The sequence below is a fragment of the Achromobacter sp. NPDC058515 genome, assembly GCF_042721735.1.
Classification (GTDB): Bacteria; Pseudomonadota; Gammaproteobacteria; order Burkholderiales; family Burkholderiaceae_B; genus Achromobacter.
Map to the genome: position 1 here is coordinate 78,080 of NZ_JBHXNI010000021.1, position 26,092 is coordinate 104,171.

At 66.8% G+C, this 26,092-nt stretch carries 26 protein-coding genes; 15 read left to right on the top strand and 11 right to left on the bottom strand.

The window, feature by feature from the left end; translation table 11 throughout:
* Window positions 1-87: 87 nt before the first annotated feature.
* On the bottom strand, window positions 88-1,158 hold the full coding sequence (locus ACFWP0_RS27285; RefSeq protein ID WP_377847565.1) for a glycerol dehydrogenase: 1,071 nt from the start codon (window positions 1,156-1,158) through the stop codon (window positions 88-90).
* Window positions 1,159-1,167: 9 nt separating this feature from the next.
* Window positions 1,168-1,872, bottom strand: coding sequence for a GntR family transcriptional regulator (locus ACFWP0_RS27290; protein ID WP_377847567.1), 705 nt, complete (start codon window positions 1,870-1,872; stop codon window positions 1,168-1,170).
* Window positions 1,873-2,037: 165 nt separating this feature from the next.
* On the opposite strand from ACFWP0_RS27290, the gene ACFWP0_RS27295 reads away from it, so the two are divergent.
* Genes ACFWP0_RS27295 through ACFWP0_RS27310 form a run of 4 tightly spaced genes read left to right on the top strand, consistent with a single transcriptional unit; the run spans window position 2,038 to window position 6,294 of the window.
* On the top strand, window positions 2,038-2,853 hold the full coding sequence (locus ACFWP0_RS27295; protein WP_377847568.1) for a transketolase: 816 nt from the start codon (window positions 2,038-2,040) through the stop codon (window positions 2,851-2,853).
* The gene (locus ACFWP0_RS27300; RefSeq protein WP_377847570.1) at window positions 2,854-3,840 is read left to right on the top strand and encodes a transketolase family protein; all 987 of its coding nucleotides are present in this window, start codon (window positions 2,854-2,856) and stop codon (window positions 3,838-3,840) included.
* 15 nt (window positions 3,841-3,855) lie between these two features.
* Window positions 3,856-4,659 (top strand): shikimate dehydrogenase family protein, encoded by an 804-nt coding sequence (locus ACFWP0_RS27305; protein ID WP_377847572.1) that lies wholly within the window; start codon window positions 3,856-3,858, stop codon window positions 4,657-4,659.
* A 36-nt stretch (window positions 4,660-4,695) separates the two neighbouring features.
* On the top strand, window positions 4,696-6,294 hold the full coding sequence (locus ACFWP0_RS27310; protein ID WP_377847574.1) for a GMC family oxidoreductase: 1,599 nt from the start codon (window positions 4,696-4,698) through the stop codon (window positions 6,292-6,294).
* Between the two features lie 63 nt (window positions 6,295-6,357).
* Here ACFWP0_RS27310 and ACFWP0_RS27315 read toward each other — a convergent pair whose 3' ends face one another.
* From ACFWP0_RS27315 to ACFWP0_RS27335, 5 genes are read right to left on the bottom strand one after another with little or no spacing between them, the layout of a single operon-like run.
* Window positions 6,358-7,371, bottom strand: coding sequence for a proline racemase family protein (locus tag ACFWP0_RS27315; RefSeq protein ID WP_377847576.1), 1,014 nt, complete (start codon window positions 7,369-7,371; stop codon window positions 6,358-6,360).
* Window positions 7,372-7,407: 36 nt separating this feature from the next.
* On the bottom strand, window positions 7,408-8,199 hold the full coding sequence (locus ACFWP0_RS27320; RefSeq protein ID WP_377847578.1) for an ABC transporter permease: 792 nt from the start codon (window positions 8,197-8,199) through the stop codon (window positions 7,408-7,410).
* The gene (locus ACFWP0_RS27325; protein ID WP_377847579.1) at window positions 8,196-9,041 is read right to left on the bottom strand and encodes an ABC transporter permease; all 846 of its coding nucleotides are present in this window, start codon (window positions 9,039-9,041) and stop codon (window positions 8,196-8,198) included. Before ACFWP0_RS27325 ends, ACFWP0_RS27320 begins: the two co-directional genes overlap by 4 nt.
* Window positions 9,038-10,087: an ABC transporter ATP-binding protein gene (locus ACFWP0_RS27330; protein WP_377847581.1), complete on the bottom strand. Its 1,050-nt coding sequence runs from the start codon at window positions 10,085-10,087 to the stop codon at window positions 9,038-9,040. Before ACFWP0_RS27330 ends, ACFWP0_RS27325 begins: the two co-directional genes overlap by 4 nt.
* Window positions 10,088-10,100: 13 nt before the next feature.
* Window positions 10,101-11,153, bottom strand: coding sequence for an ABC transporter substrate-binding protein (locus ACFWP0_RS27335; protein ID WP_377847583.1), 1,053 nt, complete (start codon window positions 11,151-11,153; stop codon window positions 10,101-10,103).
* A 140-nt stretch (window positions 11,154-11,293) separates the two neighbouring features.
* Between ACFWP0_RS27335 and ACFWP0_RS27340 the strand changes: the two genes are divergently transcribed.
* The 6 genes from ACFWP0_RS27340 (at window position 11,294) to ACFWP0_RS27365 (ending at window position 16,277) form a co-directional block, all read left to right on the top strand.
* A complete protein-coding gene (locus ACFWP0_RS27340) occupies window positions 11,294-12,376 on the top strand; it encodes a GlxA family transcriptional regulator (RefSeq protein ID WP_377847585.1) in 1,083 nt (360 codons plus the stop codon).
* A 65-nt stretch (window positions 12,377-12,441) separates the two neighbouring features.
* Window positions 12,442-13,152: a glutathione S-transferase gene (locus ACFWP0_RS27345; RefSeq protein WP_377847587.1), complete on the top strand. Its 711-nt coding sequence runs from the start codon at window positions 12,442-12,444 to the stop codon at window positions 13,150-13,152.
* A gap of 299 nt (window positions 13,153-13,451) precedes the next feature.
* Window positions 13,452-14,915: a methyl-accepting chemotaxis protein gene (locus tag ACFWP0_RS27350; RefSeq protein WP_377847589.1), complete on the top strand. Its 1,464-nt coding sequence runs from the start codon at window positions 13,452-13,454 to the stop codon at window positions 14,913-14,915.
* A gap of 124 nt (window positions 14,916-15,039) precedes the next feature.
* Window positions 15,040-15,264, top strand: coding sequence for a DUF1653 domain-containing protein (locus ACFWP0_RS27355; protein ID WP_377847591.1), 225 nt, complete (start codon window positions 15,040-15,042; stop codon window positions 15,262-15,264).
* Window positions 15,265-15,346: 82 nt separating this feature from the next.
* Complete coding sequence (locus ACFWP0_RS27360; RefSeq protein ID WP_377847613.1) at window positions 15,347-15,883, top strand: PolC-type DNA polymerase III; 537 nt, start codon at window positions 15,347-15,349, stop codon at window positions 15,881-15,883.
* A 34-nt stretch (window positions 15,884-15,917) separates the two neighbouring features.
* Complete coding sequence (locus ACFWP0_RS27365; protein ID WP_377847593.1) at window positions 15,918-16,277, top strand: nucleotide pyrophosphohydrolase; 360 nt, start codon at window positions 15,918-15,920, stop codon at window positions 16,275-16,277.
* 18 nt (window positions 16,278-16,295) lie between these two features.
* On the opposite strand, the gene ACFWP0_RS27370 is transcribed toward ACFWP0_RS27365, so the two are convergent.
* Window positions 16,296-16,586, bottom strand: a complete 291-nt coding sequence (locus ACFWP0_RS27370) for an antibiotic biosynthesis monooxygenase family protein (RefSeq protein ID WP_377847595.1) — start codon at window positions 16,584-16,586, stop codon at window positions 16,296-16,298.
* Window positions 16,587-16,691: 105 nt separating this feature from the next.
* On the opposite strand from ACFWP0_RS27370, the gene ACFWP0_RS27375 reads away from it, so the two are divergent.
* From ACFWP0_RS27375 to ACFWP0_RS27385, 3 genes are all read left to right on the top strand, one after another.
* Entirely contained in the window at window positions 16,692-17,078 is a 387-nt protein-coding gene (locus tag ACFWP0_RS27375; protein ID WP_377847597.1) for a hypothetical protein, read from the top strand.
* Window positions 17,079-17,489: 411 nt separating this feature from the next.
* Window positions 17,490-17,966, top strand: a complete 477-nt coding sequence (locus ACFWP0_RS27380) for a hypothetical protein (protein ID WP_377847599.1) — start codon at window positions 17,490-17,492, stop codon at window positions 17,964-17,966.
* A gap of 44 nt (window positions 17,967-18,010) precedes the next feature.
* Window positions 18,011-18,694, top strand: coding sequence for a hypothetical protein (locus tag ACFWP0_RS27385; protein ID WP_377847602.1), 684 nt, complete (start codon window positions 18,011-18,013; stop codon window positions 18,692-18,694).
* A 38-nt stretch (window positions 18,695-18,732) separates the two neighbouring features.
* On the opposite strand, the gene ACFWP0_RS27390 is transcribed toward ACFWP0_RS27385, so the two are convergent.
* Complete coding sequence (locus ACFWP0_RS27390; protein WP_377847604.1) at window positions 18,733-21,147, bottom strand: DUF3772 domain-containing protein; 2,415 nt, start codon at window positions 21,145-21,147, stop codon at window positions 18,733-18,735.
* 235 nt (window positions 21,148-21,382) lie between these two features.
* Complete coding sequence (locus ACFWP0_RS27395) at window positions 21,383-22,300, bottom strand: LysR family transcriptional regulator (protein ID WP_377847606.1); 918 nt, start codon at window positions 22,298-22,300, stop codon at window positions 21,383-21,385.
* A gap of 245 nt (window positions 22,301-22,545) precedes the next feature.
* On the opposite strand from ACFWP0_RS27395, the gene ACFWP0_RS27400 reads away from it, so the two are divergent.
* Window positions 22,546-24,063, top strand: a complete 1,518-nt coding sequence (locus tag ACFWP0_RS27400) for an acetyl-CoA hydrolase/transferase family protein (RefSeq protein WP_377847608.1) — start codon at window positions 22,546-22,548, stop codon at window positions 24,061-24,063.
* A 42-nt stretch (window positions 24,064-24,105) separates the two neighbouring features.
* Here the strand turns inward: ACFWP0_RS27400 and ACFWP0_RS27405 are convergent, their stop codons facing one another.
* A complete protein-coding gene (locus ACFWP0_RS27405) occupies window positions 24,106-25,050 on the bottom strand; it encodes a LysR substrate-binding domain-containing protein (protein ID WP_377847609.1) in 945 nt (314 codons plus the stop codon).
* A 124-nt stretch (window positions 25,051-25,174) separates the two neighbouring features.
* Here ACFWP0_RS27405 and ACFWP0_RS27410 point away from each other — a divergent pair, with 124 nt between their 5' ends.
* A complete protein-coding gene (locus ACFWP0_RS27410) occupies window positions 25,175-25,501 on the top strand; it encodes a hypothetical protein (protein ID WP_377847611.1) in 327 nt (108 codons plus the stop codon).
* Window positions 25,502-26,092: the final 591 nt, after the last annotated feature.

Genomic DNA, 26,092 nt, shown 5'->3' on the forward strand with positions numbered 1-26,092 from the left:
CAGCGGTGCGCGGTCAGCGACGCGCGGTCAGCGGTGCGCGACCAGCAGCGCGCGGCGCGGCCGGCCCAGCCGCCGGCCGCTTCCGCGTCAGGCGCGTCGGCGCAAGGCGTCGGCCAGCGTGTCCACATCCAGCGCATGATCAAAATTCGCGGCATGGCGCGCCTTCAGGCTCAGGTCCGCCGCCCGCGCCAGTTCGGCGTCGGACGGCGTGCCGGCCGCGCCCAGTTCACGCAGGGTGGCAGGCAGGCCCACTTGGGCATACCACTGCGTCAGGTCGGCCAGCATGCCGTCCTTGCGGTTCTCCAGGTCCAGCTGCACCAGCAGGCCCACGGCGACCTGCAGGCCGTGCAGCGCCGTGGCCACGCCATTGATCTTGGGCAGCCCGCGCGTCAGCGCATGGGCAATGGACAGGCCGCCGCTTTCGAAACCGAGACCGCTCATGAGGATCATCGCTTCCACCACGCGTTCAAAGGCCGGCGTGGGCTGGCCGCTGCCGGCCACGGCCACCGCGTCCGCGCCGTCCGCCAGCAGGGTGCGCAAGCAGCCGTCGGCGATGAACTGGGCGGTCAGCAGCGGCGCCGCGTCGTACATGTTCCTGCCGCCATTGCGCTGGCATTGCTCGGCTTCGAATTTCTTGGAGATCGCATCGCCCAGGCCGGCGCGGAAGAAATGCGCGGGAGCGGTCGCGATGATGGCGGTGTCCACCAGCACGATCGTGGGGTTGAACAGCATGTGCTCGACCGCCAGGAGGTTGTGATGGGCGTCGTACAGGACGTAGTTCTTGCTGGTGGGAGCGTCGTTGGACGCCACCGTGGGCACGGTGAGCAGGTGGCAGTGGGAGGACTTCGCCACCGCCTTGCCCGCGTCCAGCGACTTGCCGCCGCCCACCGCGATCACCATGTCGATGCCGGCGGGCGAGGCTTGCGCGCGCAGGTCCGCAATGACCTCGGGCGTCAGGTCGCCCTCGACGATCAGGGGGACGAGCGCGACACCGTGCGCGGCGCACAGGTTTTCGATTCTTGGGCCCAGCACGCCATGGACGTAGCTGTCGATGACGAGCGCGGCGCGGCGGCCGAACAGCGCCGCGTACTGGCCCAGCGTGTCCAGGGCGCCCGCTCCCTGGATGTAGCGGCAGGGAGCACCAAAAATCTTCAGCATGAAGTCTTCCTATTTGCGGGCCCCGGGGGGGCGGTAGTCGAGTTCTTTTTCGCGTTCGACAAGCCAGTCGATCATGATCTTGCCGCCCCAGACCAGGTCGGCCTGGATGGCCTTGCGGGCGGCTTCCGAGTCGCGCGCTTCCAGGGCCTCGATCACGGCCTCGTGGCGGTGTTCGTTCTGCGAATAGTCCAGCCCCGCGGTCTTGATGTGGAACACCTTGAGGATGGGGCCAGTAATGACCCAGAACGACTCGACGGTGCTGCGCAAGATGGGCTTGTTGCTGGCTTCCAGGATGGCGAAGTGGAACTTGCGGTTCAGGTAGCTGGCGCGCTTGGGATCGGTGGACGTGCAGGAAATGAAGTCCCGCTGCAGGGCGATCAGGTTGTCGAGCTGCTTGCGCGTGATGTTCTGGGCGGCCTCGGCCGCGCCCATGCCTTCCAGGTGGAAGCGGATCTGCTGGATTTCCCGCAGCTTCTCCGAATTGACGTAGGGAACATAGACCGCCGTGGCCGCCTGCATTTCCAGCCCCTGCTCGCTGATGAGGCGGAAGATGGCCTCGCGCACGGGCGTGATCGACACGCCCATTTCCTGGGCCAGTTCTCCGATGATCAGGCGTTCCCCGGGCTCGTACTGCCCGTTGATCAGGGCGTTACGGATTTCGTTGTAGACCTTGACGGAGAGGTTCTCTTTCTTGACCGGTTTAAGGCTGGGCATGACGTGTCTGGCTTGCTGTATGTGGGAACGGGTGAATCCAGGATGAATTCTAGCCCGCCATAGCCAATTCAAGCGCAATGGGTATATTATATATCATATATTCTAACGAAGAGAGGAAGCGCCATGCGCGAGGACCAGGAGGCCCCTTCAGAAGGGGAAATCGGAATGCTGCGGGAAAAGGCCCGCCATATCCGGCTGGAGACAATCAGGCTGATCGAGATCGCCAAGGTCGGGCATTACAGCTCGGTGTTCTCGTGCGCGGAGATCTTTGCCGCGCTGTACTACGACGTGATGCGCCTGCGTCCGGGCGAGCCGCGGTGGCCCGACCGGGACCGCTTCCTGATGGGCAAGGGCCACGCGGCGGTGGGGCTGTTTCCGGTGCTGGCCGACCACGGCTTCATCGAACGCGAGCTGCTGGACGGCTACACGCGGCTGGGCAGCCCGCTGGGCGACCACCCCGACATGAGCAAGGTGCCGGGCGTCGACTTCAGTTCGGGGTCCATCGGCCATGCGCTGTCCAACGGCGTGGGCATGGCGGTGGGCGGCCGCATGAGCCAGCGCGACTTCAATGTGTTCGTAATGCTGGGCGACGGCGAGATGCAGGAAGGGCAGGTGTGGGAAGCGGCGCTGTTCGCCGCGCACAACCGCCTGTCGCGCCTGATCGCCATCATTGACCGCAACGGCTACCAGCTCGACGGCAAGGTGGACGACGTGATGGGCGTGGAATCGCTGAAGGAAAAGTGGCTGGCCTTCGGCTGGGAAGTGCATGAGGTCGACGGACACAACTTGGCCGAGCTGACCGCCTTGCTGCGCCGCCTGCGCGCCGACGATGCGCGCGGCAAGCCGGCGTGCGTAATCGCCAGGACGGTCAAGGGCAAGGGCGTGTCCTTCATGGAAACCGAGCCGGGCTGGCACCTGGGCTATCTGGCGCCGCAGGACGCGCAAAGCGCCGTCGACGAAATCCTCTCCCGCGAGATCTGAATGGCACAGGCACAAGTTCTTTCCCCCGACTCCTGGCAGTACCGCGCGCTGAACGCGGTGAACCCCGGGCTGTCCTATCTTTCCGACGCGCTGATCGAACTGGCGCAGGCCGGGCATCCCGTCGTCGCCGGTTCCGCCGACCTGCAATACTCCAACGGCCTGAACCGCTTTGCAGAGGCCTATCCCGACCGCTATGTCCAGTTCGGCATCTCCGAGCAGAACATGGTGTCCGCCGCGGCGGGCCTGGCAACCACGGGCATGATGCCCTTCGTGGCCACGTTCGCGTCCTTCCTGGGGCTGTTGTGCTGCGAGCAGATCCGCATGGACGTGGCCTACACCAAGCTGCCGGTCCGCCTGATCGGGCATCACACCGGCATCAGCCTGGGTTTTTACGGCACCTCGCACCACGCCACCGAAGACATCTCCACCATGCGCGCCCTGGCCGGCCTGACCGTGGTGTCGCCCGCCGACGGGCCGCAGCTGGCGTCCGCCATCAAGGCCTCGGTCGACTGGCCAGAACCCATCTACTTCCGCATCGGCCGCGGCCGCGATCCGCAGGTCTATGAAGACGGCGCGCCTTTCGAGTTCGGCCGCGCCATCGTGCACTCCACGGGCAGCGACCTGAACATCATCGCCTGCGGCATCACCCTGCATGCCGCGCTGGCCGCGGCCGGCACGCTGCGCGAGGAAGGGCTGTCGGTGGGCGTGATCGACATGCCCACCATCAAGCCCCTGGACCGCGACGCCGTGCTGGCGGCCGCGGGCCAGTCCGGCCTGTTGATGACGGTGGAAGAACACAACGTGCTGGGCGGGCTGGGCTCGGCCGTGGCCGAGGTGCTGGCCGACGCGGGCGCCGGCACGCGCCTGCGCCGCCACGGCATCTATGATGAATACAGCCTGATCGCGCCGCCCACCACCCTGTACGCCCATTACAAGCTCGATGCCGCCGGCATCGGCGAGGTTGCGCGCGAACTGATCCATTCCTGATACCCGGAGAAGACAATGAAGGAAATCAGCGGAAACACCCGCCTGTTCGGCATCCTGGCCGACCCTATCCATCACGTGAAGACGCCGCAGCGCATGAACGAGCACTTCGCCAGGATCGGATTCGACGGCGTGTGCGTGCCGTTCCACGCCCGGCCCGAGAATCTGGCCGCCGTGGTCGAGGGGCTGCGCCGTCTGGAGAACCTGGGCGGCGTGATCGTCACCGTCCCGCACAAGACCGCCATCCTGGAACTGGCCGACGAAGCCACGCCCGTCGCGCGCAAGATCGGCGCGGCCAACGTGCTGCGCCGCGAGGCCGACGGGCGGCTGGTCGCGCACATGCTGGACGGCGAGGGCTTCGTGCGCGGCCTGCAAAGCAGCGGCGTGTCCCTGGAGGGCAAAAGCGTTTACCTCGCCGGGGCGGGCGGCGCGGCCAACGCGATCGGCTTCGCGCTGGTCCAGGCGGGCGTCTCGCGGCTGACCATCGCCAACCGCACGCCGGCCAAGGCCGAGGACCTGAAGGCCCGCATCTTGTCCCTGCATCCGGATGCGGACATCGCGGTGGGCACGCCCGATCCGTCGGGCCATGACCTGGTCGTCAACGGCACGTCGCTGGGCATGAAGGAGGGCGATGCGCTGCCGCTGGACGCGAGCCGCCTGACGCCCGGCCAGCTGGTGTGCGAAGTCATCATGCAGCCCAAGGACACCGCGCTGCTGCTGGCCGCGCAGGCGCGCGGCTGCAAGGTTCACCATGGCGCGCCGATGCTGGCCTGCCAGATCGAACTGATGGCGCAAATGCTGGGCGTGGCATCCGCTGCTTAAGCCCATGCAGCCATACTCGGGACTCGGTGAATAAAGATGGGCGATTACGATTTCATCATTGCGGGCGGCGGCACGGCCGGCTGCATCCTGGCCAACCGGCTCAGCGCGGACGGCAAGCATCGCGTGCTGATGCTCGAGGCCGGGCAGGAAGCCCGCAGCATGTGGATTTCGATCCCGGCGGGCTTCTCCAAGCTGCTGGTGAATCCGGACTACAACTGGCGCTTTTCCACGGAACCGGAAGACAACGTATACGGGCGGACCATCGCCGTGCCGCGCGGCAAGGGCGTGGGGGGCTCAACGCTGATCAACGGCATGATCTATGTGCGCGGACAGCCCCAGGATTACGACGGCTGGGAGGCCGCCGGCGCCGCAGGCTGGGGCTCCCGCGAGGCCGAGCGCGTCTTTCGCAAGATAGAGAACTACGCGCCGGGCGGCGAGGGCCGGGGCAAGAGCGGGCCCATGCATCTGGAAGAGGTGGCCGAGCGCTTTCCCGTGTCGGACGCCTTCCTGCAGGCGGCCCGCGAAGACGGCCAGCCCCTGAACCCCGACTACAACGCCGGCGATCAGGAAGGCGTGGGCTACTACCAGGTGCTGCAGCGCCACGGGAGGCGCTGGAGCGTGGTGGACGGCTATATGAAGCCGGCCGCCGGGCGCAAGAATCTCACCGTGGAATGTGGCGCCCACGTGACGCGGCTGGTGTTCGAAGGCAAGCGCTGCGTCGGCGTGGCCTATCGCAAGAACGGGCAGGAACTTACGGTGCGCGCGCGGCGCGAAACCCTGCTGTGCATGGGGGCGGTGCAGTCGCCGCAACTGCTGGAGCTGTCCGGCGTGGGCAATCCCGCCTTGCTGCAGGCCTTCGGCATCGAGCTCGTGCACGCGCAGCCCCAGGTGGGCGAGAACTACATCGACCATTTCGCCACGCGCATGAACTGGCGCGTGAAGGACACGGTGACCCTGAACGAGATGTCGCGCGGCTGGCGGCTGGCCCGGCAGGTGGCGCGATACTACCTGAGCCACAAGGGCATCCTGACGCTGGGCACGGGGCTTGCGCATGGCTTCGTGAAGAGCGCGCCCGACCTGCCCAGGCCGGACGTGCAGTTCTTCTTCGTCCATGCCAGCTACGCCAATGCGGCCGAACGCATCCTGGACCGGCATCCGGGCATGACGATAGGCGTGGCGCAGCTGCGGCCCGAGTCCATCGGCGCCATCCACATCAAGTCGGCCGATCCCCAGGCCGGGCCGTCCATCCGCCCGAACTTCCTGTCCGCGCAAGTGGACCGGGACAGCCTGGTGGGCGGCATGCAGGCCGCGCGCCGCATCGTGGGGCAACCCGCCATGCAGCGCTATGTGGAGTCCGAGCTCAGTCCCGGCGCCGCCGTGGACAGCTACGACGAATGGCTGGATTTCGCGCGGCGCAACGGGCAGACCATCTATCACCCGATCGGCACCTGCCGCATGGGCTCGGACGCCGCCGCGGTCACTGACCCGCGGCTGCGCGTGAACGGCGTGTCGGGCCTGCGCGTGGTGGATGCGTCGGTCATGCCCAAGATGGTCTCCGGCAACACCCAGGCCGCCGTCATGATGGTGGCCGAGCGCGGCGCGGAGATGATCCTGGAGGATGCGGCGCAGGCGTAAGACTGCTCCGCCAGGAAAGGCGCGCAAGGCTCTGCGGCCCTGCGCGCCTTTTTCCTGCGCGTTTCAGCGGACCAGGAAGCCCGCGCCCACCGGGTCGTTCTTGTCGATGACCCAGCGCGCGGTGCCCAGTATGCTGGCGGTGCCCTTGACCGTGGGGCGCACTGCGCGCGTGCCGTTCAGGTCCACTTCGCCCAGCAGGCAGCCTTCGAACACGCCGCTGCCCAGCAGGCCTTCGGACTTGATGGGCTGGTTCAGCCCCATCTTCCCGCGCGCCTCGAACATGGCCATCATGGCGCTGGTGCCGGTGCCGCCGGGCGAACGGTCCAGTTGTCCGGCGCTGAACACGTGCACGTTCTTGTAGAACGCGCCTTCGATCGTGGGCTGGTGCCAGAACGTGATGAAGTTCAGGTTGTTGATGTGCGCCTCGGTCGGGTGCTGGATGCGCTGGCGGGCGTTGAGCTGGTCGCGCACGATCAGGCCCATGCGAGACAGCTCCGTGCCGTTGTCGGGCGAGATCCGCAGGTCGCAGCCGGACAGGTCCACGATGCCGAAGTAGTTGCCGCCCCATACGATGTCGGCCGACAGCTTGCCGTAGCCGGGCAATTCCACCGGGATGTCCTGCGCGGCCACGTAGGCCGGCACGTTCTCGAAGCGCGTCCACAGCACGTTGTCGCCCTCGGACGCCACTTCCGACACCACCAGTCCCGCCGTGGTTTCAAAGCGGATCTTGGTGATGCCGTCCTTGCCGCGCGCCACCAGCCCGTTGGCCACCATGGCCATGCTGACCGCGATGGTGCCGTGGCCGCACATGTGCGAATACTCGGTGCCGTCGATGTAGATCAGGCCGGCGTCGTACTCGGGGCTGGACGGCGGCGTGAGGAACACGCCGAACATGTCCTTGTGGCCGCGCGGCTCGCGCATCAGCGCGCGGCGCAGCCAGTCGTAGTTCTGCTCCAGAAAGGCCCGCTTCTCCAGGATGGTGGATCCGGCGGGGTAGGGGATGCCGCTATGCACGATGCACAGGGGCTCGCCTTCGGTATGGGTATAGATGACATCGAACGCGTCTTGCTTGCGCATGACTGTGGCTCCAGACAAGAGAGAAGATAAGCAGGGTTATTTGCCGCGTTCGGACAGCATGTCCAGCCCGACGGTCAAATCCAGGATGACGATGGCGATCACCGCAGCCACGATCGTGGCGCCCGATACGGCTGCGATGGTCGGATCTATCGTGTATTGCACATAGTTGAAGAGCTTCACGGGGATGGTGTTCAGGTCCGCCGTGGTGTTGAAAATGGACAGCTCCACGTTGATCCAGGACGAGATGAACGCGAAGATCGAGCCGGTGACGATGCCGGGCCGGATCTGCGGCAGCACTACCAGGAAGAAGGTGGTCCACGGATTGGCGCCCAGGTCCGCCGACGCCTCTTCCAGCGCCCGCTGCTCCGGCGTCAGCAGGGTCAGCGTGGACCGCAGCACGAACGGCGCGATGATCACGATGTGCCCGATCAGCAGCGACAGGAAGCTGCGCGTCAGGCCGAAGTACGCGCCGTACTGCAGCAGCGCCGCGCCCAGCACGATATGCGGCAGCACCAGCGGGGACATCAGCACCGAGGTCAGCGCCGCCTTGCCGGGGAACTCGTACCGCGCCAGGGCGAGCGCGGCCGGCACCGTCAGCAGCACGGCCGCGACCGTGGCCGCCAGCGCCAGCACGGTGCTGGTCGTGAACGCCGCCACATAGCCGGCCTCGATCAGCAGGGTTCGGTACCAGTCCAGCGTCCAGCCTTGCGGCGGAAACGCCAGGTACGGCGTGGCCGTGAACGAGGCGCCCAGGATGACCACGAGCGGCAGCGCCAGGTAGGCCAGCACGCCCAGCGCAATCAGGCGGATCAGGTGGCGGGCGATCATCGCGCGGCTCCGGGCAGGGTGGCGGCGCGGTTCGCCAGCGCAACCAGGATCAGGGTGAACACCAGCAGCACCATGCTCAGCGCGCCGCCGTAATGGAAGTCGAACACCGTGCTGTACTGCTGGAAGATCAGCATGGACAGCACCGAGATGCGGCCGCCGGACAGCAGCGCCGGCGTCACGTAGGCGCTGACCGCCAGCGTGAAGACGATGATGGCGCCGGACACCACGCCGGGCAGCGTCAGCGGCCAGGTGACGTGGCGAAAGGTGGCCGCGGGACCCGCGCCCAGGTCGGCCGACGCCTGCTCGCACGCCGGATCCACGCGGGCCAGCGCGTTGCCCACCGCCAGCACCACGAAGGGCAGCAGCACATAGACCATGCCGATCAGGATGCCCAGCTCCGTGCCGATGAAGCGCACGGGACGGTCCGCCGCGCCCGAGGCCACCAGCGCCTGGTTGACCAGCCCGTTGCGCCCCAGCAGCACCATCCAGCCGAAAGCGCGGACGATGTTGCTGGTAAAGAGCGGCACCACCAGCAGGATCACGCAGAACCGGCGCCACGCCTGCCAGCGCACGACGCGCACCAGGTACCAGGCCAGCGGATAGCCCAGGATGACGCAGACGACCGTCGTGAAGAACGCCAGCCGGAATGTCACCAGGATCACGTCCCAGTGATACTGGTCGGCCAGGACGCGCACGTACTGCTGCGCCGTCAGGGTCAGGCCGTCGGGTCCGCCCGTGATGCTGGCCAGCGCCACCACCGCAAGCGGCGCCAGGAAAAAAGCTGTGAAGAACAGCACCGGGGCCGCCAGCAACAGGCCGGGCGAGAGCCAGCGGCCGCTCATGGCTGTTCACCTATCAGGTGCAGGTGTTCGGGCGCGAACGTCAGGCGGACGGTGGCGCCGGGCAGCAGCCCCGACGGCGCGATGCCGCCGTGGCGCGCCACCAGGACCTGCCCGCCGATATCCACATGGATCATGCTGTGGCTGCCCACGTTGATCACGTCGGTCACCGCGCCCGTCAGCACGATGTCCGCGGCGGCGTCCGCCAGGCGCAGGTCTTCGGGCCGCAACACGGCCGTGCCGCGCGCGGGCGCGCTCCCGCCAGGGAACGGCACGCGCAGGCCCTGCGCATCCAGGTGCAGCGCATCGTCCGCGGCGCTGAACGCCATGAAGTTGGCCTCCCCGATGAACTCCGCGACGAAGCGCGTGGCGGGCTGGCGGTAGATGTCCGTTCCCGCGCCCACCTGTTCGATCTTGCCGGCATGCATGACCACCACCCGGTCGGCCATGGTCATCGCCTCTTCCTGGTCATGGGTGACGAAGATGAAGGCGATGCCGAGCTTGGCTTGCAGGTGCTTGAGCTCCAGCTGCATGCGCTTGCGCAGCTTCAGGTCCAGCGCCGACAGCGGCTCGTCCAGCAACAGCAGCTTGGGCTGGTTGACGATCGCGCGCGCCAGCGCCACCCGCTGCTGCTGTCCGCCCGACATCTCGCGGGGATAGCGCGGGCCGAAGTCCGCCAGCCCCACCATGTCCAGCGCCGCGCGGGCGCGCCCGGCCGCGTCGGCCCGCGAGGCCCCCTGGCGCCGCGGGCCATATGCCACGTTCTCCAGCACGTTCATGTGCGGAAACAGCGCGTAGTTCTGGAACACGGTGTTCAGGGGCCGTTGGTGCGCGGGCAGGCGGCTGATGTCCTGGCCCTCTATCAGGATGCGGCCGGACTCGGGTTTGAGGAATCCGGCGATCGAACGCAGCAGGGTGGTCTTGCCGCAGCCGCTGGGCCCCAGCAGGGCCACGAACTCGCCCTGGCGGATATCCAGGTCGATGCGGTCCAGCGCCTGGTAGGCGCCAAAGCGCATCGACACGGCTTCGATGGTGAGCAAAGCGGACATGTTCGACCCCGGCCTAGTTCTTGCGGGCGACCTGGCGGTTCCACGCGTCGGTGACTTCGGCGCGGCGGCTGTTGATGAGGTTCCAGTCGAAGAGGCTCAGGCTCTTCACCGAGCCTTCGGCGCCCCAGGGCAGCTTGCGCGCGACTTCCTTGGACACCTGCACATCCTTGACCGCGGGGCCCAGGTACAGGCGCGTGGCCAGGCAGGCGGCGGCGTCGGGCGTCAGCGCGGTGTCGATGAACTTCTGGGCGGCGGCCCGGTTCGGCGCGTTCTTGACCAGATGCAGGCGGGCGTCCGTGGCCCATGCGCCTTCCTTGGGCACGGCGAAGCCGATGGGCAGCCCCTTGTCGATCAGGTCCCACGCGCCCACGTTGAAGTGCGCGCCGATGATGGCTTCGCCGCTCTGGTAGGCATTGGTGGCCGCGCCCGAGCTGTCGAAGAACAGCGCGGTGTCCAGGGCCGCCAGCTTGGCGTACAGCGGCGCCAGGTTGGACGGGTCGATGGCCCATACCCGCGCCAGGAAGAACACGAACGGCACGCCGGACGAGTTCGCCGGCGACGGCACGGCCACGGCGCCCGCGTATTCGGGCTTCCACAGGTCCTTCCAGCTGGTGGGCGCCTGCGTTACTTCCTTGGTGTTGTACGCGATGCCCAGCGAGTAGTAGCCGGTGCTGACCGCGTAGGTTGAGCCGCCGTCCTTGTAGACGGCCTGGTCGATGACGTTTTTCAGGTTGGGAATGGCGCCGGGGTCCAGCGTGTCCAGCACGCCGGCCTGCGCGGCCAGTTCGCTGATCCCGCCGTCCATCCACGCGACGTCGATGGTGGGCGCGTTCTTCTGCTGCTGAAGCTTGGCCAGCGTGGTGGTGGACGTGCCGACTTCCGGCACGACGGTCACGCCGGTGGCCTTGGTGTAGGGCTCGGCGACGCAGGCGCGGAACGCGTCGCCCCAGTTGCCGCCATACCAGGCCACGGTGATCTTCTGTTGCTGCGCCTGCGCCTGGGCGGACAGCAGCAGTCCGGCTCCCAGCAAGGCGGCGCTCAGGGCGCTGCGGGTCAGTGTTGCCATGTCGGATTCCCCTTGTCGATTTGTCGGCCCTGGTCCGTCGGCCCCAGATAGGCGCCGCGAGCCGGTGCACATCTGCATCTTGGGCGATCCCCGGGAAAACGAGCTTGAAGGCGCGGGACAAAAACTTGAATAATTGCGTCATGAACACCGCGCCGCCCGCCGAATTCCCGCCCGTCCCCTATGAGGACGACGGCGATGGTCAGCCTCGGGGAAAACCCGCGCTGACCGTCGGCATCGTGCTGCTGGACCAGTTCACCCTGGCCGCCTTCGCCGGTCTGGTGGACGTGTTGCGGCTGGCCGGCGACCACGGCGGACGCAGCCGGCAGATCCATACCGCGTGGCGGGTAATGAGCTGGGACGGCAAGCCGCGCTGCTCCAGCGCGGGCCTGACGATCGACGTCGCCGACAGCCTGCCCGATGACCCTACGCAGTTCGACTACGTGGCGGTGTGCGGCGGCAATGACTACATCTCCGGCCGCATGCCCGAGCCGTTGCGCGACTGGCTGCGCCGGGCCGCCGCGCAGCGCGTGCGGCTGCTGGGCATCTGCACGGGCACGTTCGCGCTGGCGCAGGCCGGCGTGGTCGGGCCACGCACCGTCTGCGTGCACTGGAACGTGCTGGACACGTTCCGCGAGCGCTTTCCGCAAACCCGCGCCGTCGTCGACCGCCTGTTCGTGGACGAGGGCGACCTGATCTCCTGCGCGGGCTCCACGGCGGCGATCGACCTGGGCCTGTACCTGGTGGCCCGGCATTGCGGGCGCGACAAGGCGCAACAGGCGATGCGGCACATGATGCTCCAGGGCGTGCGCCCGGGCCGGGTGCCGCAGGCGCATTTCCGCACCGACCTGTCCGGCATCCAGGACCTGCGCGTCCGGCAGGCCGCGCATTTCATCGAGCAGCGCATCGACAATCCGCCGCCGCTCGATGCCATCGCGCGATACGTGGGCGTGGGGCGCAGGCAGCTCGAACGCGCCTTCCGGCTTGCCACCGGCATGTCGCCCATGGCGTTTCAGCGCCAGTTGCGGCTGGAATACGGCAGCTGGCTGCTGCTGAACAACCCGTGCAGCATCACGCAGATCGCGCTGGACTGCGGCTTTGCGGACGGGGCGCATTTTTCGCGGGATTTCCGGGCGCATTTCGGACTATCCCCCCGGCAATATCAACAGGCCCACGGCCAGCAGGCCGAGGAGCAAGAAGGCGACATCAGCGTATTTGCTGTCTAGGGGCCTGGCGGCGCGACGGGAAGCGCCGCGCGGGCTCCAGCCTTCGCCAATCGGAAGGAGACCGCATGACTTACGACCTTTGGTATTGGAACGGGATTCCGGGGCGCGGGGAATTCGTGCGCCTGGCGCTGGAAGCGGGCGGCATTCCGTATCGGGAGCGGGCGCGCGAGCCCGGCGCCGACGAAAACACGCTGATCAAGGACATGCAGGCCGAGCGCCCGCATCCGCCTTTCGCTCCGCCTTATCTGGTGGCGGGGAAAATGACGCTGGGGCAGACCGCCAATATCCTGCTGTTCCTCGGCGAAAAGCACGGCCTGGCGCCGGAGTCGCTGGAAGGCCGCTTGTGGGTGAACCAGCTGCAGCTCACCATCGCGGACATGGTGGCCGAGGCGCACGACACCCATCACCCCATTTCCGCCAGCGAATACTACGAAGACCAGAAAGAAGAGGCCGCGCGCCGCGCCCGCGTCTTCCGCGAGGAGCGCATCCCGAAGTTCCTGGACTATTTCGAACGCGTGCTGGGCGGGCCCGAGGCCTGGCTGGCCGGCGGCGAGGACTGGACTTATGTGGACCTGTCGCTGTTTCACCTGGTCGACGGGCTGCTCTACGCCTTTCCCAAGCGGATGGGCACGGTGGCCGCGCATTTTCCGAACGTGTTTGCGCTGCATGAGCGCGTGACGAAGCTGCCGGCGCTGCAGCCGTATTTTTCAAGCGGCAGGCGCCTGCCGTTCGGCGAAGATATCTTCCGGCAATACCGCGAACTCGATGCCGCCTAGATCACGGGGTTTACCCGCGTGAGCGTACGGCGACGGGCCTCGCATTTTGGCCGGGCGCATGCGGAATAGGTTGAGAGGTGTTCATTTTTAGGATTAAATAGTTTCGCCTAGATACATTCTCTGGCTGATTCATTTTGGTCTGGAACTGCCGTTACCCCAGTGATGACGGACTACACAGGTAGCGGTGCACGCGGCGCGGCGTGCTCTGCCTTTTTTGGGACGCGCCAGGTAGTACTGCTTCAGATACTCCTCTTTTATCGTTGTCAGCACTCTCGTCCCATCTTTGGCAGGAGCTCATCATGCATTGGTTCAATCTCGGCCGCCTGTTCGGCGGAGACCGCGCCTTGCGGCAGGCGGATCTGAACGGCCAGATCGCGGCCATCCATAAATCCCAGGCGGTCATCGAATTCGATCTTGAAGGCCACATCCTGATGGCCAACCAGAATTTCCTGGACACCATGGGATATGGCCTGGACGAGATTCTGGGCCAGCACCACCGCATGTTCATCGATCCCGCCGAGCGCGGGTCGGCCGCCTACGCGGAGTTCTGGCGAAAGCTGGGGCAGGGCGCGCACGACTCCGGCCGTTATCGCCGGATCCGCAAGAATGGCGCCGACGTCTGGCTGCAAGCCTCCTACAACCCCATCTTCGACAAGCGCGGCCAGCCGATAAAGGTGGTCAAGTATGCAACCGACATCACCGAGCAGCAGCATCGCCAGGCGGACTCCCAAGGGCAGCTGGCGGCGATTTCCAAGGTGCAGGCCATTATCGAGTTCGAGCTGGACGGCACCATCATCCGCGCCAACGACCTGTTCCTGAACGCCGTCGGCTATCGCGCCGACGAAGTGCTGGGGCGCCATCACAGCATGTTCGTGCTGCCGGACGAGGCCCGCGGCGCGGCGTACAAGGAATTCTGGCGCAAGCTGCGCAACGGCGAACACGACACGGGCCAGTATCTGCGCTTGGGCAAGGACGGCCGCGAGGTCTGGATCGAGGCCAGCTACAACCCCATCTTCGATGCCGATGGCCGGCCGTTCAAGGTCGTGAAGTACGCCACCGACATCACCCGGCGCTTCACCGCGGCCCAGACGCTGCGGGTCGCCGTGCAGGGACTGACCGAAAACGCCGAACGCGCCGGCCAGGCCAACGCCCTGGCGCGGGACGCGAGCAGCGTCGCGGAACAGGGCGGCAAGACGGTGCAGCAGGTGGTCCGGACCATGGGCGCCATCACGGAAAGCTCGCGCCGGATTTCCGAGATCATCGGCGTGATGGACGGCGTTGCGTTCCAGACCAACATCCTCGCGCTCAACGCCGCGGTCGAGGCGGCGCGCGCCGGCGCGCACGGCAAGGGGTTTGCCGTCGTGGCGGCCGAGGTCCGCAGCCTGGCTCAGAACAGCGCCGCCGCCGCCAAGGAAATCAAGGGCCTCATCACCACCTCGGTCGAACAGATCGAAAACGGAGCGGCCCAGGTCCAGTCCGCGGGGACCACCATGGAAGGCATCGTGGCCTCGTCGCGGCGGGTGACCGAGATCATGGCCGAAGTCGTGGAGGTGTCGCTGGCGCAGTCGGTCAAGCTGGGCGATGTCACCGAGGACATCACCCAGATGACCGCCGAGGCGGCCGAGACGCTGCGCGCCGCGCACGACAAGGCTGGCGCGCGACCGGTTGCGATGGTCAAGCCCGTGGCGCCCGCCGTCCGCGCCAGGCCGGCCGCCAACACGCCCATGCCGCCCAAGCCGGCGCTGGAATACGCGCGCTACTGAAACACCGCAAGGGGCGGCGCGGGCAGGCGCCGTCCCGAGTGCGCTATAAAGACGGAATTCTCCGAACCCCCAGGCCCCGGCAGGAACCTTCCCGCCCGGGCCGCGCCATTTGCGGCCACCGTCCATGACCGAATCCGAAGCCCTGGCTCTTGCCTCGCACCGCCATTACAAGGGCGGCCTCTACCGCTATGTGGGCACCGCCCGCCACTCCGAAACGGAGGAGTCCATGGTGGTGTACGAACACTTGTGGCCCCACGCGCGCGGCCTGTGGGTGCGCCCGGCCACGCTGTTCTTCGGGCAGCTTGCCGACGGCTCGCCCCGCTTCGCGCCCCTGCAGGCGGCGGAGTAAGGACGTGACGTACTTCTACCGGCGCCCGCGCGCCAGCGGCGCACCCCCCGCCCGGCCCGCGGCGGCGCGCACCCAGGCCGCCCTGGCCGAGGCGCTGCAGGCGCTGCGCGGCCCCTTCATCGTGGCCGACCTGGAAACCACCGGACTGTCCACCGCAAGCTGCGAAATCCTGGAGTTCGCCGCCGTCCGGGTGGGCGCCGCCGGCGCGCTGGAAAGGGAGTACACGCAGGTCGTGCGCACGCGCGGTCCGGTTCCTTCCTTTATCTCCCGGCTTACCGGCATCACGCAGGCGGAGGTCGACCGCCATGGCGTGCCGGTCGTGCAGGCGTTTTCCTCGTTCCTGGATTTCGTGGAAGACCTGCCCGTGTTTTTTCACAATGCCTCTTTCGACCGGCGCTTCCTGACCGCGGCGGCCGATCAGACCGGCCTGCCGTTCGGCAACGCCACCCATTGCACGCTGGCGCTGGCGCGGCGCGCCTGGCCCGAGTTGCCCTCGCACAAGCTGGATATCCTGGCGCGCCACGTGGGCGCGTCCCAGCCCACCCACCGGGCGCTCGCCGACGTGCGGACCACCGTCGCCGTGGCGCTGGCGGCCAGTTCGCGCCTGGCCGCGGCATGATGCGGCCTGACGCGCCGCCGATCTAGGAGCTTCGATGTCCGACCTGGAACAGATCAGGCTCGCCGTGCGCCAGTTCACGGCGGAACGGGAGTGGCAGCAGTTTCATTCGCCCAAGAACCTGGCGATGGCCCTGGCGGGCGAAGCGGGCGAGCTGGTGGCCCTGTTCCAGTGGCTGAGCGAGGACGACTCGCGCAGGCTTTCCGCCGAACGGCTGGCGGACGCGGCCGACGAGATCGCGGACGTGCAGATGTATCTGGTGGCGCTGGCGGACCAGCTCGGCATCGACATCGCCGAAGCGGTGTCGGGCAAGATGGTCAAGAATGCGCGGACGTATCCGGCCGATCGTTTTCGCAGCAGCGCGCGCAAGTACAACGATCCGCCGGACGAGGCCTAGGCCCGGGGGCCGCAGGCGTCAGACCACTTTCTGTTCGTGATGCACCAGCGGCGGTTCGACGAAGAAGCCCGCCACGAGTTTGCGCCACTCCTGGAAGTCGGCGGATTCGCGGAAATCGACCATGTGGTTTTCCACGGTTTCCCAGTCCACGACCAGCGTATAGCGCTGCGGCTGCTCGATGCTGCGGTACAGCTCCATGCCGTGGCATCCGCGCGCGCGCAGGAAAAGCGGCTTCGCTTGCGCGACGCCTGCCTCGAACAGCGCTTCCTGCCCTTCGCGGACAAGGATGCTGGCAATCTCCTGAATCATGGCTAGGTCTCCGAATAAATGGGGCCAGGTGGGGCCTGGCCGGCCGGAGTAGTATGGCTGAAAATTCCATTTTCAGCGTGTCCGATGAATTACCGAGCCGTCACCTTGACTCGTCTCATTGCCGTTCGCCTGCTTTGGTACGTCGGCGTCGGCGCCATCGCCGTGATGGCCTTGTCCCTGCATACGAAATTCAGCGTCGCCGTGCTGCTGCCGGCCATCGCCGTCTACATACCCCTGTCGATGCTCAGCCTGCCGCTCATGGCCTGGCTGTGCCTGGCGCGGCCCGCCCCGGCCGCCGGCCGGGGGCTGCCGCCTGCCTGGCCCGGCTATCTGGCGGGCGCCACGGGCATCGCGCTTCTGGCCAGCCACCGCGTGCTGGCCGACCTGGACCTGGCGGCTTGCGGGTTCCTGCTCATCCTGGTGGCCGGCGATCTGCTGCTGGCCCGCAAGGAATCGGCGCGGCTCTGCAGCGTCGCCCGGGTACGGGGCTGAGCCTTTGTGCCCACGCCTGCCGGCCATGAACCGAAAGGCCATCGGCGCAGCGCGCACCATCGTGCGCGCTAGGCGACTTGCGTGAGCTGAACGCGCGCCGTCCCATCCATAGAGCTGAGTATTTCCGCAAGAGTCCCGGCTCTCGCGCTTTTCTCATCGTCCATACGCATGGGCGGGATGCCGCCAGCCCGTCTATTCCGGTTCATGCGTGGCGTCCCGGCATCGTCCACAAAGACCCGGTCGCCCGTTTAACCGATATCGACATGCCTAGGACGGCGCAATCATTCCGTACCAATACAAAAGTCCCACGCCACTATCCCGAGCCTGGGAGCAGTCCATGGGAAGTAACGGTCCGCGCCGGTCGGCCACCGGCACCTGTGCATCCGCGCAAACGGATCAGGAGGAGCTCAAATGAAAAAGCTCGCAGCAGTCGCCGCGTTGTCATTGTTCGCCGTATCGGCATACGCCACCGGCCCCGGCCAGATCGGCGCCTCGGTGACCGGCCATGCCGGCACCATCCACGGCACCGCGTCATCCATCTCCACCGGCAGTTCCGTGGTGGCCACGCAGGTCAACGGCTACGGCTCCTCCAGCCAGACGTCGTTCGGCAGCACGGGCGGCATCGCGGAAGTCGGCGGCACGTTCAGCCACGACGGCACGCAGGTCGTCACCAGCACGCGCCAGTACGCCAATAGCGAGTCCTACGGCAATGTCACGGGCAACGCGCCCATCATGGTCGGCGACAGCATCGCCAACGGCGGCGCGACGTTCGGCCAGACGGAAACCAACGCGACCGCCACCGGGACCTTCCACGCAGGAAACGTCGGCGCTTTCGGGTCGATACACGGCATAGGCTCGGTGGGCCATGTCGTCGGGTTCAATCGCTGACCCAATTATCCGGACGGCTTCGGCCGTCCGGGCGAGGGGACATCATGAAAACCATTGTTCTTGCCATTTCCTTGTCGCTGGCGGCGTTCTCGGCCGGGGCGCAGACCAGCACCTCCAGTTCCACGACGTCGGCATCGTCCGGGTCGACCAATGCGGGCAACAACCAGGGCATCACTTTCAATTCCAGCAATAGCGGGTCCAGCACCGTGCGCACCGTGCCGCCCGTGGGCGGACAGAGCTTCTACGGCTCGTTCTCGTCGGACAGCTGCATGGTGTCGGCGGGCGGCGGCGGCTCGGTGGTGGGCTTCGGCATGAATGTCGCGATCCCGATAGAGGATCAGAAATGCAGCCTGCGCCGCAACTTCGAACGCACGATGCAGGCAGCGGCTTCCACCAAGGATGCCGACCGTTCCCGCCGGCTGGAGACGGCGGCCATCGATATCCTGTGCCAGACCGATGACCGCACCAAGGCGGCGCTGGTGGCGCAAGGACTGTGCACCAATCCCGCCTTGACGACGGCCGACCACCGCTTCGACAGCGGGGCGGTGGCCCAGGTCGCGACGCCCACGCCCGTGCAGACCGTGCGGACCACGCCCGCGCAGCCTCAGGCGCCGGTCGTGCAGGGCTATCCGGTGCAGTCCGCCCGCAGCGCCGCGCTGGGCGCGCCGCCGCTGCGCAATCCGCGGCTGGAGCGCCAGCAGTTCGCCGACCTGTATTCGCCTGGCTGAGGCGGGACATGAGCGCCGGCCAAGACTGCGCGGGGCGGCTAGGACGTGGCGGGCGGCGGGACCGCGACGGGCGCGGCCGCCTGTTCCTGCAGCGGCGCGGAGGCCAGCAGCATCGTGGGAGGCGACGACACCTCCAGCCCGGCGTCGTGCAGGCGCTTGAGCACGGTGAAGAGCAGGGCGCTGCGCACGCCGTACGCCGCGCGGGGCGAGGACACGTAGCCCTTGGCGTTGAAGATCAGATGGCCGGCGTCGATGCCGTCCAGGAAAACATCGGGCGCGGGCGCGTCCAGCACGCCTTCATGATCCGCAAAGGCTTGCAGAATCAACTCGCGCACCTGTTCGGCGTCGGTTGACAGCGGCATGGGCAGCTTGATCTGCACCAGGCCAAGCGGATTCGACCGCGTGACGTTGCGCACCGTTTTCGTCACGAACTCCGAGTTCGGGACAATCACAGTGGAACGGTCGCCCATCTGGATTTCGGTCGCGCGCACGTTGATGCGCAGGATGTCGCCTTCGACGCCGCCCAGGGACACCCAGTCGCCCACCTTGACTGGCCGTTCGGCCAGCAGGATCAGGCCCGACACGAAGTTCTGCACCACCGCCTGCAAGCCAAAGCCGATACCCACCGACAGCGCGCTGGCAATCCACGCCACCCGCTCCAGGCCGATGCCCGCGGCGGACAGCGACAAACCCACCGCCAAGACAACGCCGGCATAGCCGAACAGGGTGGCGGCCGACAACTGCATGCCCGGGTCCAGCTCCGTGGTGGGCAGGTAGCGGTTGGACAGCCAGCGCTTGAGCATCTTGACGCCCAGCAGCGAAAGGGCCAGCACCAGCAGCGCCTGCAGCACCGCGCCGGGCCGGATCTGGGCCTCGCCGATGGCCAATCCCTTGCGCAACTGGTCAAAGCGCTGCAGCAGGTCCGTCGGCGCTTCGCCGAAGGGGGCCAGCAAGAGCGTAATGGCCAGCAGTCCTATCGCCACGCGTCCCATGCCGGACAGCAGCACCGCCGCCTGGTCGCGCATGCTGGGACCTTCGCCTTCGCCGGTGTCGCGGTGCGACGTGCCCAGCAAGGTGCTGAATCCGTCTTCGATCAAGGTCGAGGCCAGATACGCCGACGCAAGCACGATCAGCATCCACAGCACCTGCTTGACCAGGAAGCTGCCGAACGCCACGTAGCCGGCCAGGAGGCTGGCAAGGCTTACGATCAGCACGGTCCAGACGGCGGCCACCAGCAGGGACGCCCAGAGCGGAATCGGCGTGTCGCTTTCCTCCAGGGCCAGGCGCCGCAGCCTGCGGCCGATGGCCAGGACGGCGCCCAGCATCGCCATGGTGAGCACGGCGACGATGCCCGTCAGCGTGATCGTCGTCGTCAGGCTGGCGTTGAGCAGCACGGGCAGCCGTTCGGCCAGCCAGATCATCACCACCAGCACGCCCAGCACGCCGGGCAGCCAGCGCAGCCGGTTCGCCACGACGTCGCTCACCGACGGAAGCCGCCACGACGGACGGTTCGTGGACAGGAGCGCATAGCCCAGCCCGGACACATAGCCGCCGAAACAGACCGTCGCCACCAGGTTCGCCAAGAGCGAAGACGTGCTGTCGGACAGCTGCGATTTCCAGTCCAGGCCCGTTTGAATCAACAGGGCGATCACGCCGGGCGTGGCGACCGACAGGATCACGAGCGTGACGGCCAGGAAGGAGCGGCGCAGGCGGCCCGGCGGCACGCGCGTGGCCGTGAGCTGCAGCAGATACCGGCCGATCCATACGCGCAGCGCGATCGCCAGCGCGGCCGCGGCCGTCAGCAGCAGCCAGCCCCATTTGGGCGTCTGTCCGAGGGCGGTCGACAAGTCGTCGCGCAAGTCTTCCAGGCGCTGCAGGTCGCGCGGGAATTCTTGGCGGAATTCGGTCCAGAACTGGCCGGACAGGAAGGAGTCGCGCCGTTCGCCCAGGCGCGCCTGGAACTGCGTGCGCCGTTGCCCGGAGATCTGCTCCGCCGTTTGCCCGGCGTCGACGGACAGCAGCCGCGCCAGCTTGAGCTGGGCGTCCAGCGCGCGGCTGTTTTTCTCAAGCTGCGCGCGCTGCGCCGCCACGTCGGGCGCTTCCTTGGCGCCGTCGGGGGGCGTGCCCAGCTCGCTCAGCCGGGCGGTCACGCTGGCCAACTGAGGAACGAGGGCTTCGGTCGCCGCGTCGGCCTTGGACTGGATGTCCAGCGCCTCGCCGCGCTGCTTGACCAGCGTGGCGTCATCGGTCTCGTCGGCGACCCGCTTGCGGATGTCGTCGATCTGCTTGCGCGCGGCGGCCAGCACCGTCTCGACGTCGGGTGGCGGACTGGGCGGCGCCGCGAAGGCGGGCATCAGGCAGAACGCCAGCAGCAATGCCGCCAGCAGCGCCGCGAAAGAGGGGGGGCGGACGCGGCGGGCGCGTGAAAGCAAAGGGTGCGTTGTCAGGTTCATGTTCTTGTGCGAGTCACTCGCGTCGAGGCGGCAGCATAGCAAGCCGCCGGGCGGCCCGTTGCAACAAAAACTGGTATTGCGTCCCCGGTTTTCAGCGCGCCCGGATCGGCGGCGAGGCAGGGACAGGCAGGAGATAAAAACGGGGCCGGGTCTGGCCGCAAGCGCCGCGGGCCCGCCCGAGGAGGGGCCGGCCGCAACCCAAGTTTACGTGGCGAACGTTTGGATTCAATTCGGGCTAGCGGATCGGGCGGCGGGGGGCCGCTATCTTCGGTTTGCCCAGCACCGCGTCGCACACGTCCAGCCAGGCGCGGGCGGCAAAGGACAGGTAGCCCGATTGCAGCCAGATATGGCCGACCTCCCATTGCATGCCCGATTTGGCCAGCTTCGCCGTGCTCAGGCCGCGCGTCTTCATGCGCTGCATCAGCGGCTCGGGCAGCAAGGCCACGCCCAGCCCGGCCGAGGCCATCGCCACCAGGAAGTCCCAATGCGCGCTCTGCGCCGCGATGCCCGGCTGAAAGCCCGCTTCGGCGAAGGCCTGGCGCAGGCGGCGCGTGACGGCAAAGTCGTCCGTGGGAATCAGCAGCCGCGCGTCGCGCAGGGCATTGAGCGGCAGCGAGGTCTTTCCGGCCCAGGGCGCATCGGGCGGCCCGATCACCCAGATGGGATAGCTGCCGAACGGCTGGGCGGCGAGTCCGCCGTCGGGCGCGATGGGCAGGACGGTCGCGCCCACCTCCAGTTCGCCGCTGGCGACGAGGCCCTCCACGGCCTGGCCCGTGCCTTCGCGCAGGGTCAGGTGGATGCCGGGATGCAGTTCGCGAAAACGCTTCACGACCGGCGTGAACAGCAGGTTGATCATGGGCGGGATGCCAACTTCCAGCGCTCCGCGATCCAGCTCGGCGGTCTGGCGCAGTTCTTCCGACAGTTGCCGCATGGTTTCCAGCACCTGCAGGCCGCGTTGGTACATCACCCGCCCGGTATCGGTGGGGCGGGCGGTGTGGCCGTCGCGGATCAGCAGGGGCGTGCCCGCTTCCTCTTCAAGCTGGCGAATCATTTTGCTCACGGTGGACTGCGTGACGAACAGCGCCTTGGCCGCCTGCGTGAAGCTGGCGTGCCTGACGGTCTCCACGAAATACCGCAATGCGCGCACGTCCATGGCTGCGGAACTCCCTCGCGCAGTGCGCGCAAAACATTCAAGCTATGAAAAAAACGACTGGTTTGGATGATTTTAAGTCATTACGAGATTTGAGCCCGCCTTCCTATACTGCCGAAAATTCGTCCCAAGGCTGGCTGAGCCGGCAGTGGGACCTCGGGAAACGCCGCGTCAGACGGTGCCTGGGCGCTGAAGGCGGCATCGCCGCGCCCGGCCGCAAGCCGTAGGCCCTTAAATCTGGAGACAACATGCATCTCGACCGTATCCGCCATCCTGGGCTGCGCGCCAAGATCACATCCGCCGATCAGGCGGCTTTGCTGGTTCAGGACGGCATGACCGTCGGAATGAGCGGTTTCACGCGCGCCGGAGACTGTAAGTCCGTGCCGGCGGCGCTGGCCGCCCGCGCGGAGCGCGAGCCGCTCTCCATCACGCTGATCACCGGCGCATCGCTGGGCCACGACACCGACAAGATGCTGGCGCAAGCCAACGTCCTGGCGCGCCGCATGCCGTTCCAGGTCGACACGACCCTGCGCCGCAAGATCAACCAGGGCGAGACCGCCTTCATTGACCAGCATCTGTCCGAAACTGTCGAACAACTGCGCGCCGGGCATATCGGCCCGATCAACGTGGCCATCATCGAGGCGGCCGCCATTACCGAAACCGGCGCCATCGTGCCGACGATGTCGGTGGGCAACTCCGCCTCCTTCGCGCAGCAGGCCGACAAGATCATCATTGAACTGAACATGAGCGTGCCCGCCGCCATCGAAGGCCTGCACGACATCTACGTTCCGGGCGACCGCCCGGCGCGGCAGCCGATCGGCCTGGTGTCGGCGGATCAGCGCATCGGCCAGCCCTGCATCGAGGTGGCCCCTGGAAAGATTGCCGCTATCGTCATCACGCAGGAGCCCGACAGCCCGTCCAACGCCCTGCCGCCGGACGAGGAAACCAACGCCATCGCCGGCCACATCAATGATTTCCTGCGCGGCGAAGTCGACGCGGGCCGCCTGACCAACGCCTTGCTGCCCCTGCAGGCCGGCATCGGCACCATCGCCAACGCCGTGCTGCACGGCTTCGAGTCGTCGGATTTCCAGAACCTGACCATGTACTCCGAAGTGCTGCAGGACAGCGCCATCGAGTTGCTGGACCAGGGCAAGCTCGCGTTCGCCTCGGCCTCGTCCATCACGGTGTCCAAGCCCGTGTACGAAAAGATCCTGGCCAACATGGAGCACTACCGCGAGCGCATCGTGCTGCGCCCGCAGGAAATCAGCAACGCGCCCGAGATCGTTCGCCGCCTGGGCATCATCGCCATCAACACCGCCCTGGAATTCGACATCTACGGCAACGTGAATTCCACCCACGTGGGCGGCACGCACATGATGAACGGCATCGGCGGATCGGGCGATTTCGCGCGCAACGCCCACTTGGCGATCTTCGTCTCCAAATCCATGGCCAAGAACGGCGACATCTCCAGCGTTGTGCCGATGGTGTCCCATGTGGACCACACCGAGCACGACGTGGATGTGCTGGTCACCGAATGCGGCCTGGCCGACCTGCGTGGCCTGGCGCCCCGTGAGCGAGCGCGAGCGGTCATCCAGAATTGCGTGCATCCGTCGTATCGCGATGCCTTGCAGGACTACTTCGACCGTGCGTGCGAGCGCGGCGGCCAGACGCCTCATCTGCTGGAAGAAGCGTTCTCGTGGCACCAGCGCTTCAATGAAACGGATTCCATGCGCGCCGCGCCGCCGTCCGCCAGGAAAGCCGCCTGAGCTAGTCCGGACTGCGGGCTGCCGCCGCGGCGGCGGCCCGCTTTATTTTTTTTCCTGCCCCATGCCGCCGTCCGGCGGTTCATCCGGGGTAACCAGGTTGCGCCGGGACATCTCCAGCTCGTCGCGCAGCCATTGCTTCAACGCGACCAGCGGCGCCCAGTCCCGCAGGCTGGGCCGATAGACGAGGTGATAGGTCTGCGCCTGCTCATAGTGGACGCTCACGGGCGACACCTGCACCAGTCGCCCGGCGCAGAGGGCGTCCGCGGCCAGCAGCTCGCGCCCCAGGGTGATGCCCAGTCCTTGCTCGGCCGCCTGCAGCATCATCCCCGCATCATTGAAGGAAGCCACCGGCGTGACCGGCGTGCGCAGGCCGGCCGCATTGAACCAATGCTGCCAGACCTCGCGTTCACCCAGCAGCGGCTGGCGCGCCAGCGTTTCCGGCGAGTTGTCGGGCAGCGCGGCGGCCGTCTCGGGCGACGCCAGCGCAATGAGCGGCAGCGGCATGTCGAAAAGCGGCTCTGATTCCACCCCCGCCCACGGGCCGCGGCCAAAGCGCAGCGCGGCATGAAACCCATCCCGCAGCAGGTCCACCACTTGTTGCGAGGTCTCGATCTCCAGCGCCAGGTCGGGATGCCGCGCACGCCAGCGCGACATGCGCGGCAACATCCACCGCTGCGCGAAAGAGGGCAGCACCGATACGCGCAGGCGTTGCTCGCTGCCCGTTGCGGCGGCGGAGGCCGCCAGCATGCCCTCATCCAGAAGCGTCATCGCTCCCTGCACGCTGCATAGCAAGGCGGCGCCGGCGGTGTTCAGGACAATGCCCCGCCCGCTGCGCTCGAACAGCGGGAAACCCAATTGATCTTCCAGCACCTTGATCTGCTGGCTGACGGCGCTGTGCGTCAGATGCAAGCGTTCAGCCGCCGCGCGCAGGTTCTGCAGTTCGGCGACGACACGGAAGGCGGGAAGGGTATTGAGGGGTATGCGCATGGGAATGCCTGGAGTAAATGCCTATTGGTCATCGTAGCTGACCAATAAGGCAAAAACAATTCGATTTTCACGGGTTGATTGGGCGAATACTCTTACCAAAACGGATAAACCAAAGGAGCCCATCATGTCTGCGCAAAGCTGCACCTCGCCTTCTTCTCCTTTTGGCCGGCTGTACGCCGAGCCGCAACGGGCCGCCCGCAGCGCCGATAAGCCGGCGCTCGTGGTCCAGCCCGCCGTCCTGGAAACGGCGCAAGCCCCCGACCAAGGCTTGCTTGCGCGCCTCTGGCGCGCCTACTGCAAGCGGCGCAGCGAAGCCCGGCTGCGCAACCTGGCCACGGATATGGATCCGCATCTGCTGGAAGACGTGGGTGCGCCCAGTTGGCTGATCAATGAAACTACCCTGCGGCGCGATCTGACCCGCTTGCGCAACGCGGACTACATGCGCTGGTAGCCTCCGAGCATCCGCCGCAGGCTCCGGGGCGGCCCCGTCTACCTTCTTGTATAGGAGGGAAGAGGCGGGGCCGCTTCGCTTGCAGCAATGCCTATATATAGAGGACGGATACCGCCGCCCAGAGGGTCCCCATATAGAGTCCGCGGTGAACCACCGGTCGGGCACGGAAATAAAGAGGCCATTTGCTTCCTGCGCATGACAGGCCGAAAATTTGTGCTATAGTCTCGCTCCTTCGCAGTTCAAGCAGTTTTGAGCCGCGAAGCCAAGCAAGTGCAACAGGTCAGGCGGGTTACCCGGCAGGCCTGCCGCGGAAAGCGATCAGGAATGAGAGCCCAGCGGTTATTGCAAGGATTGGTGCAAATCAGGCAAAAGCCAGTTGCACGGTCTGCAAAAATTGTGCTATAGTCTTGGACTTGGCAGATGCCGAAAACTTAGGGTTAACCCTAATGTTTCGACAGCTGCTAAGGCGAGACCTGAAGAGGTCGTAGGCAAGAAAGCGAAGCAAGTTTGAAACGAACGACGCTGACTTGACAAACGATAAAAACTTCTTCATAATCTCGTTTCTCTGCTGCAACGACAGCAACGACGCGA

Excerpts from the sequence above, each read along its gene's own strand:
- ACFWP0_RS27400 (WP_377847608.1), top strand. The coding sequence starts at position 22,546 with ATGCATCTCGACCGTATCCGCCATCCTGGGCTGCGCGCCAAGATCACA.
- ACFWP0_RS27350 (WP_377847589.1), top strand. The coding sequence starts at position 13,452 with ATGCATTGGTTCAATCTCGGCCGCCTGTTCGGCGGAGACCGCGCCTTG.
- ACFWP0_RS27320 (WP_377847578.1), bottom strand. The coding sequence starts at position 8,199 with ATGATCGCCCGCCACCTGATCCGCCTGATTGCGCTGGGCGTGCTGGCC.
- ACFWP0_RS27405 (WP_377847609.1), bottom strand. The coding sequence starts at position 25,050 with ATGCGCATACCCCTCAATACCCTTCCCGCCTTCCGTGTCGTCGCCGAA.
- ACFWP0_RS27410 (WP_377847611.1), top strand. The coding sequence starts at position 25,175 with ATGTCTGCGCAAAGCTGCACCTCGCCTTCTTCTCCTTTTGGCCGGCTG.
- ACFWP0_RS27390 (WP_377847604.1), bottom strand. The coding sequence starts at position 21,147 with ATGAACCTGACAACGCACCCTTTGCTTTCACGCGCCCGCCGCGTCCGC.
- ACFWP0_RS27340 (WP_377847585.1), top strand. The coding sequence starts at position 11,294 with ATGAACACCGCGCCGCCCGCCGAATTCCCGCCCGTCCCCTATGAGGAC.
- ACFWP0_RS27290 (WP_377847567.1), bottom strand. The coding sequence starts at position 1,872 with ATGCCCAGCCTTAAACCGGTCAAGAAAGAGAACCTCTCCGTCAAGGTC.
- ACFWP0_RS27370 (WP_377847595.1), bottom strand. The coding sequence starts at position 16,586 with ATGATTCAGGAGATTGCCAGCATCCTTGTCCGCGAAGGGCAGGAAGCG.
- ACFWP0_RS27335 (WP_377847583.1), bottom strand. The coding sequence starts at position 11,153 with ATGGCAACACTGACCCGCAGCGCCCTGAGCGCCGCCTTGCTGGGAGCC.
- ACFWP0_RS27315 (WP_377847576.1), bottom strand. The coding sequence starts at position 7,371 with ATGCGCAAGCAAGACGCGTTCGATGTCATCTATACCCATACCGAAGGC.
- ACFWP0_RS27365 (WP_377847593.1), top strand. The coding sequence starts at position 15,918 with ATGTCCGACCTGGAACAGATCAGGCTCGCCGTGCGCCAGTTCACGGCG.
- ACFWP0_RS27385 (WP_377847602.1), top strand. The coding sequence starts at position 18,011 with ATGAAAACCATTGTTCTTGCCATTTCCTTGTCGCTGGCGGCGTTCTCG.
- ACFWP0_RS27345 (WP_377847587.1), top strand. The coding sequence starts at position 12,442 with ATGACTTACGACCTTTGGTATTGGAACGGGATTCCGGGGCGCGGGGAA.
- ACFWP0_RS27330 (WP_377847581.1), bottom strand. The coding sequence starts at position 10,087 with ATGTCCGCTTTGCTCACCATCGAAGCCGTGTCGATGCGCTTTGGCGCC.
- ACFWP0_RS27300 (WP_377847570.1), top strand. The coding sequence starts at position 2,854 with ATGGCACAGGCACAAGTTCTTTCCCCCGACTCCTGGCAGTACCGCGCG.
- ACFWP0_RS27310 (WP_377847574.1), top strand. The coding sequence starts at position 4,696 with ATGGGCGATTACGATTTCATCATTGCGGGCGGCGGCACGGCCGGCTGC.
- ACFWP0_RS27305 (WP_377847572.1), top strand. The coding sequence starts at position 3,856 with ATGAAGGAAATCAGCGGAAACACCCGCCTGTTCGGCATCCTGGCCGAC.
- ACFWP0_RS27295 (WP_377847568.1), top strand. The coding sequence starts at position 2,038 with ATGCTGCGGGAAAAGGCCCGCCATATCCGGCTGGAGACAATCAGGCTG.
- ACFWP0_RS27325 (WP_377847579.1), bottom strand. The coding sequence starts at position 9,041 with ATGAGCGGCCGCTGGCTCTCGCCCGGCCTGTTGCTGGCGGCCCCGGTG.
- ACFWP0_RS27395 (WP_377847606.1), bottom strand. The coding sequence starts at position 22,300 with ATGGACGTGCGCGCATTGCGGTATTTCGTGGAGACCGTCAGGCACGCC.
- ACFWP0_RS27355 (WP_377847591.1), top strand. The coding sequence starts at position 15,040 with ATGACCGAATCCGAAGCCCTGGCTCTTGCCTCGCACCGCCATTACAAG.
- ACFWP0_RS27285 (WP_377847565.1), bottom strand. The coding sequence starts at position 1,158 with ATGCTGAAGATTTTTGGTGCTCCCTGCCGCTACATCCAGGGAGCGGGC.
- ACFWP0_RS27380 (WP_377847599.1), top strand. The coding sequence starts at position 17,490 with ATGAAAAAGCTCGCAGCAGTCGCCGCGTTGTCATTGTTCGCCGTATCG.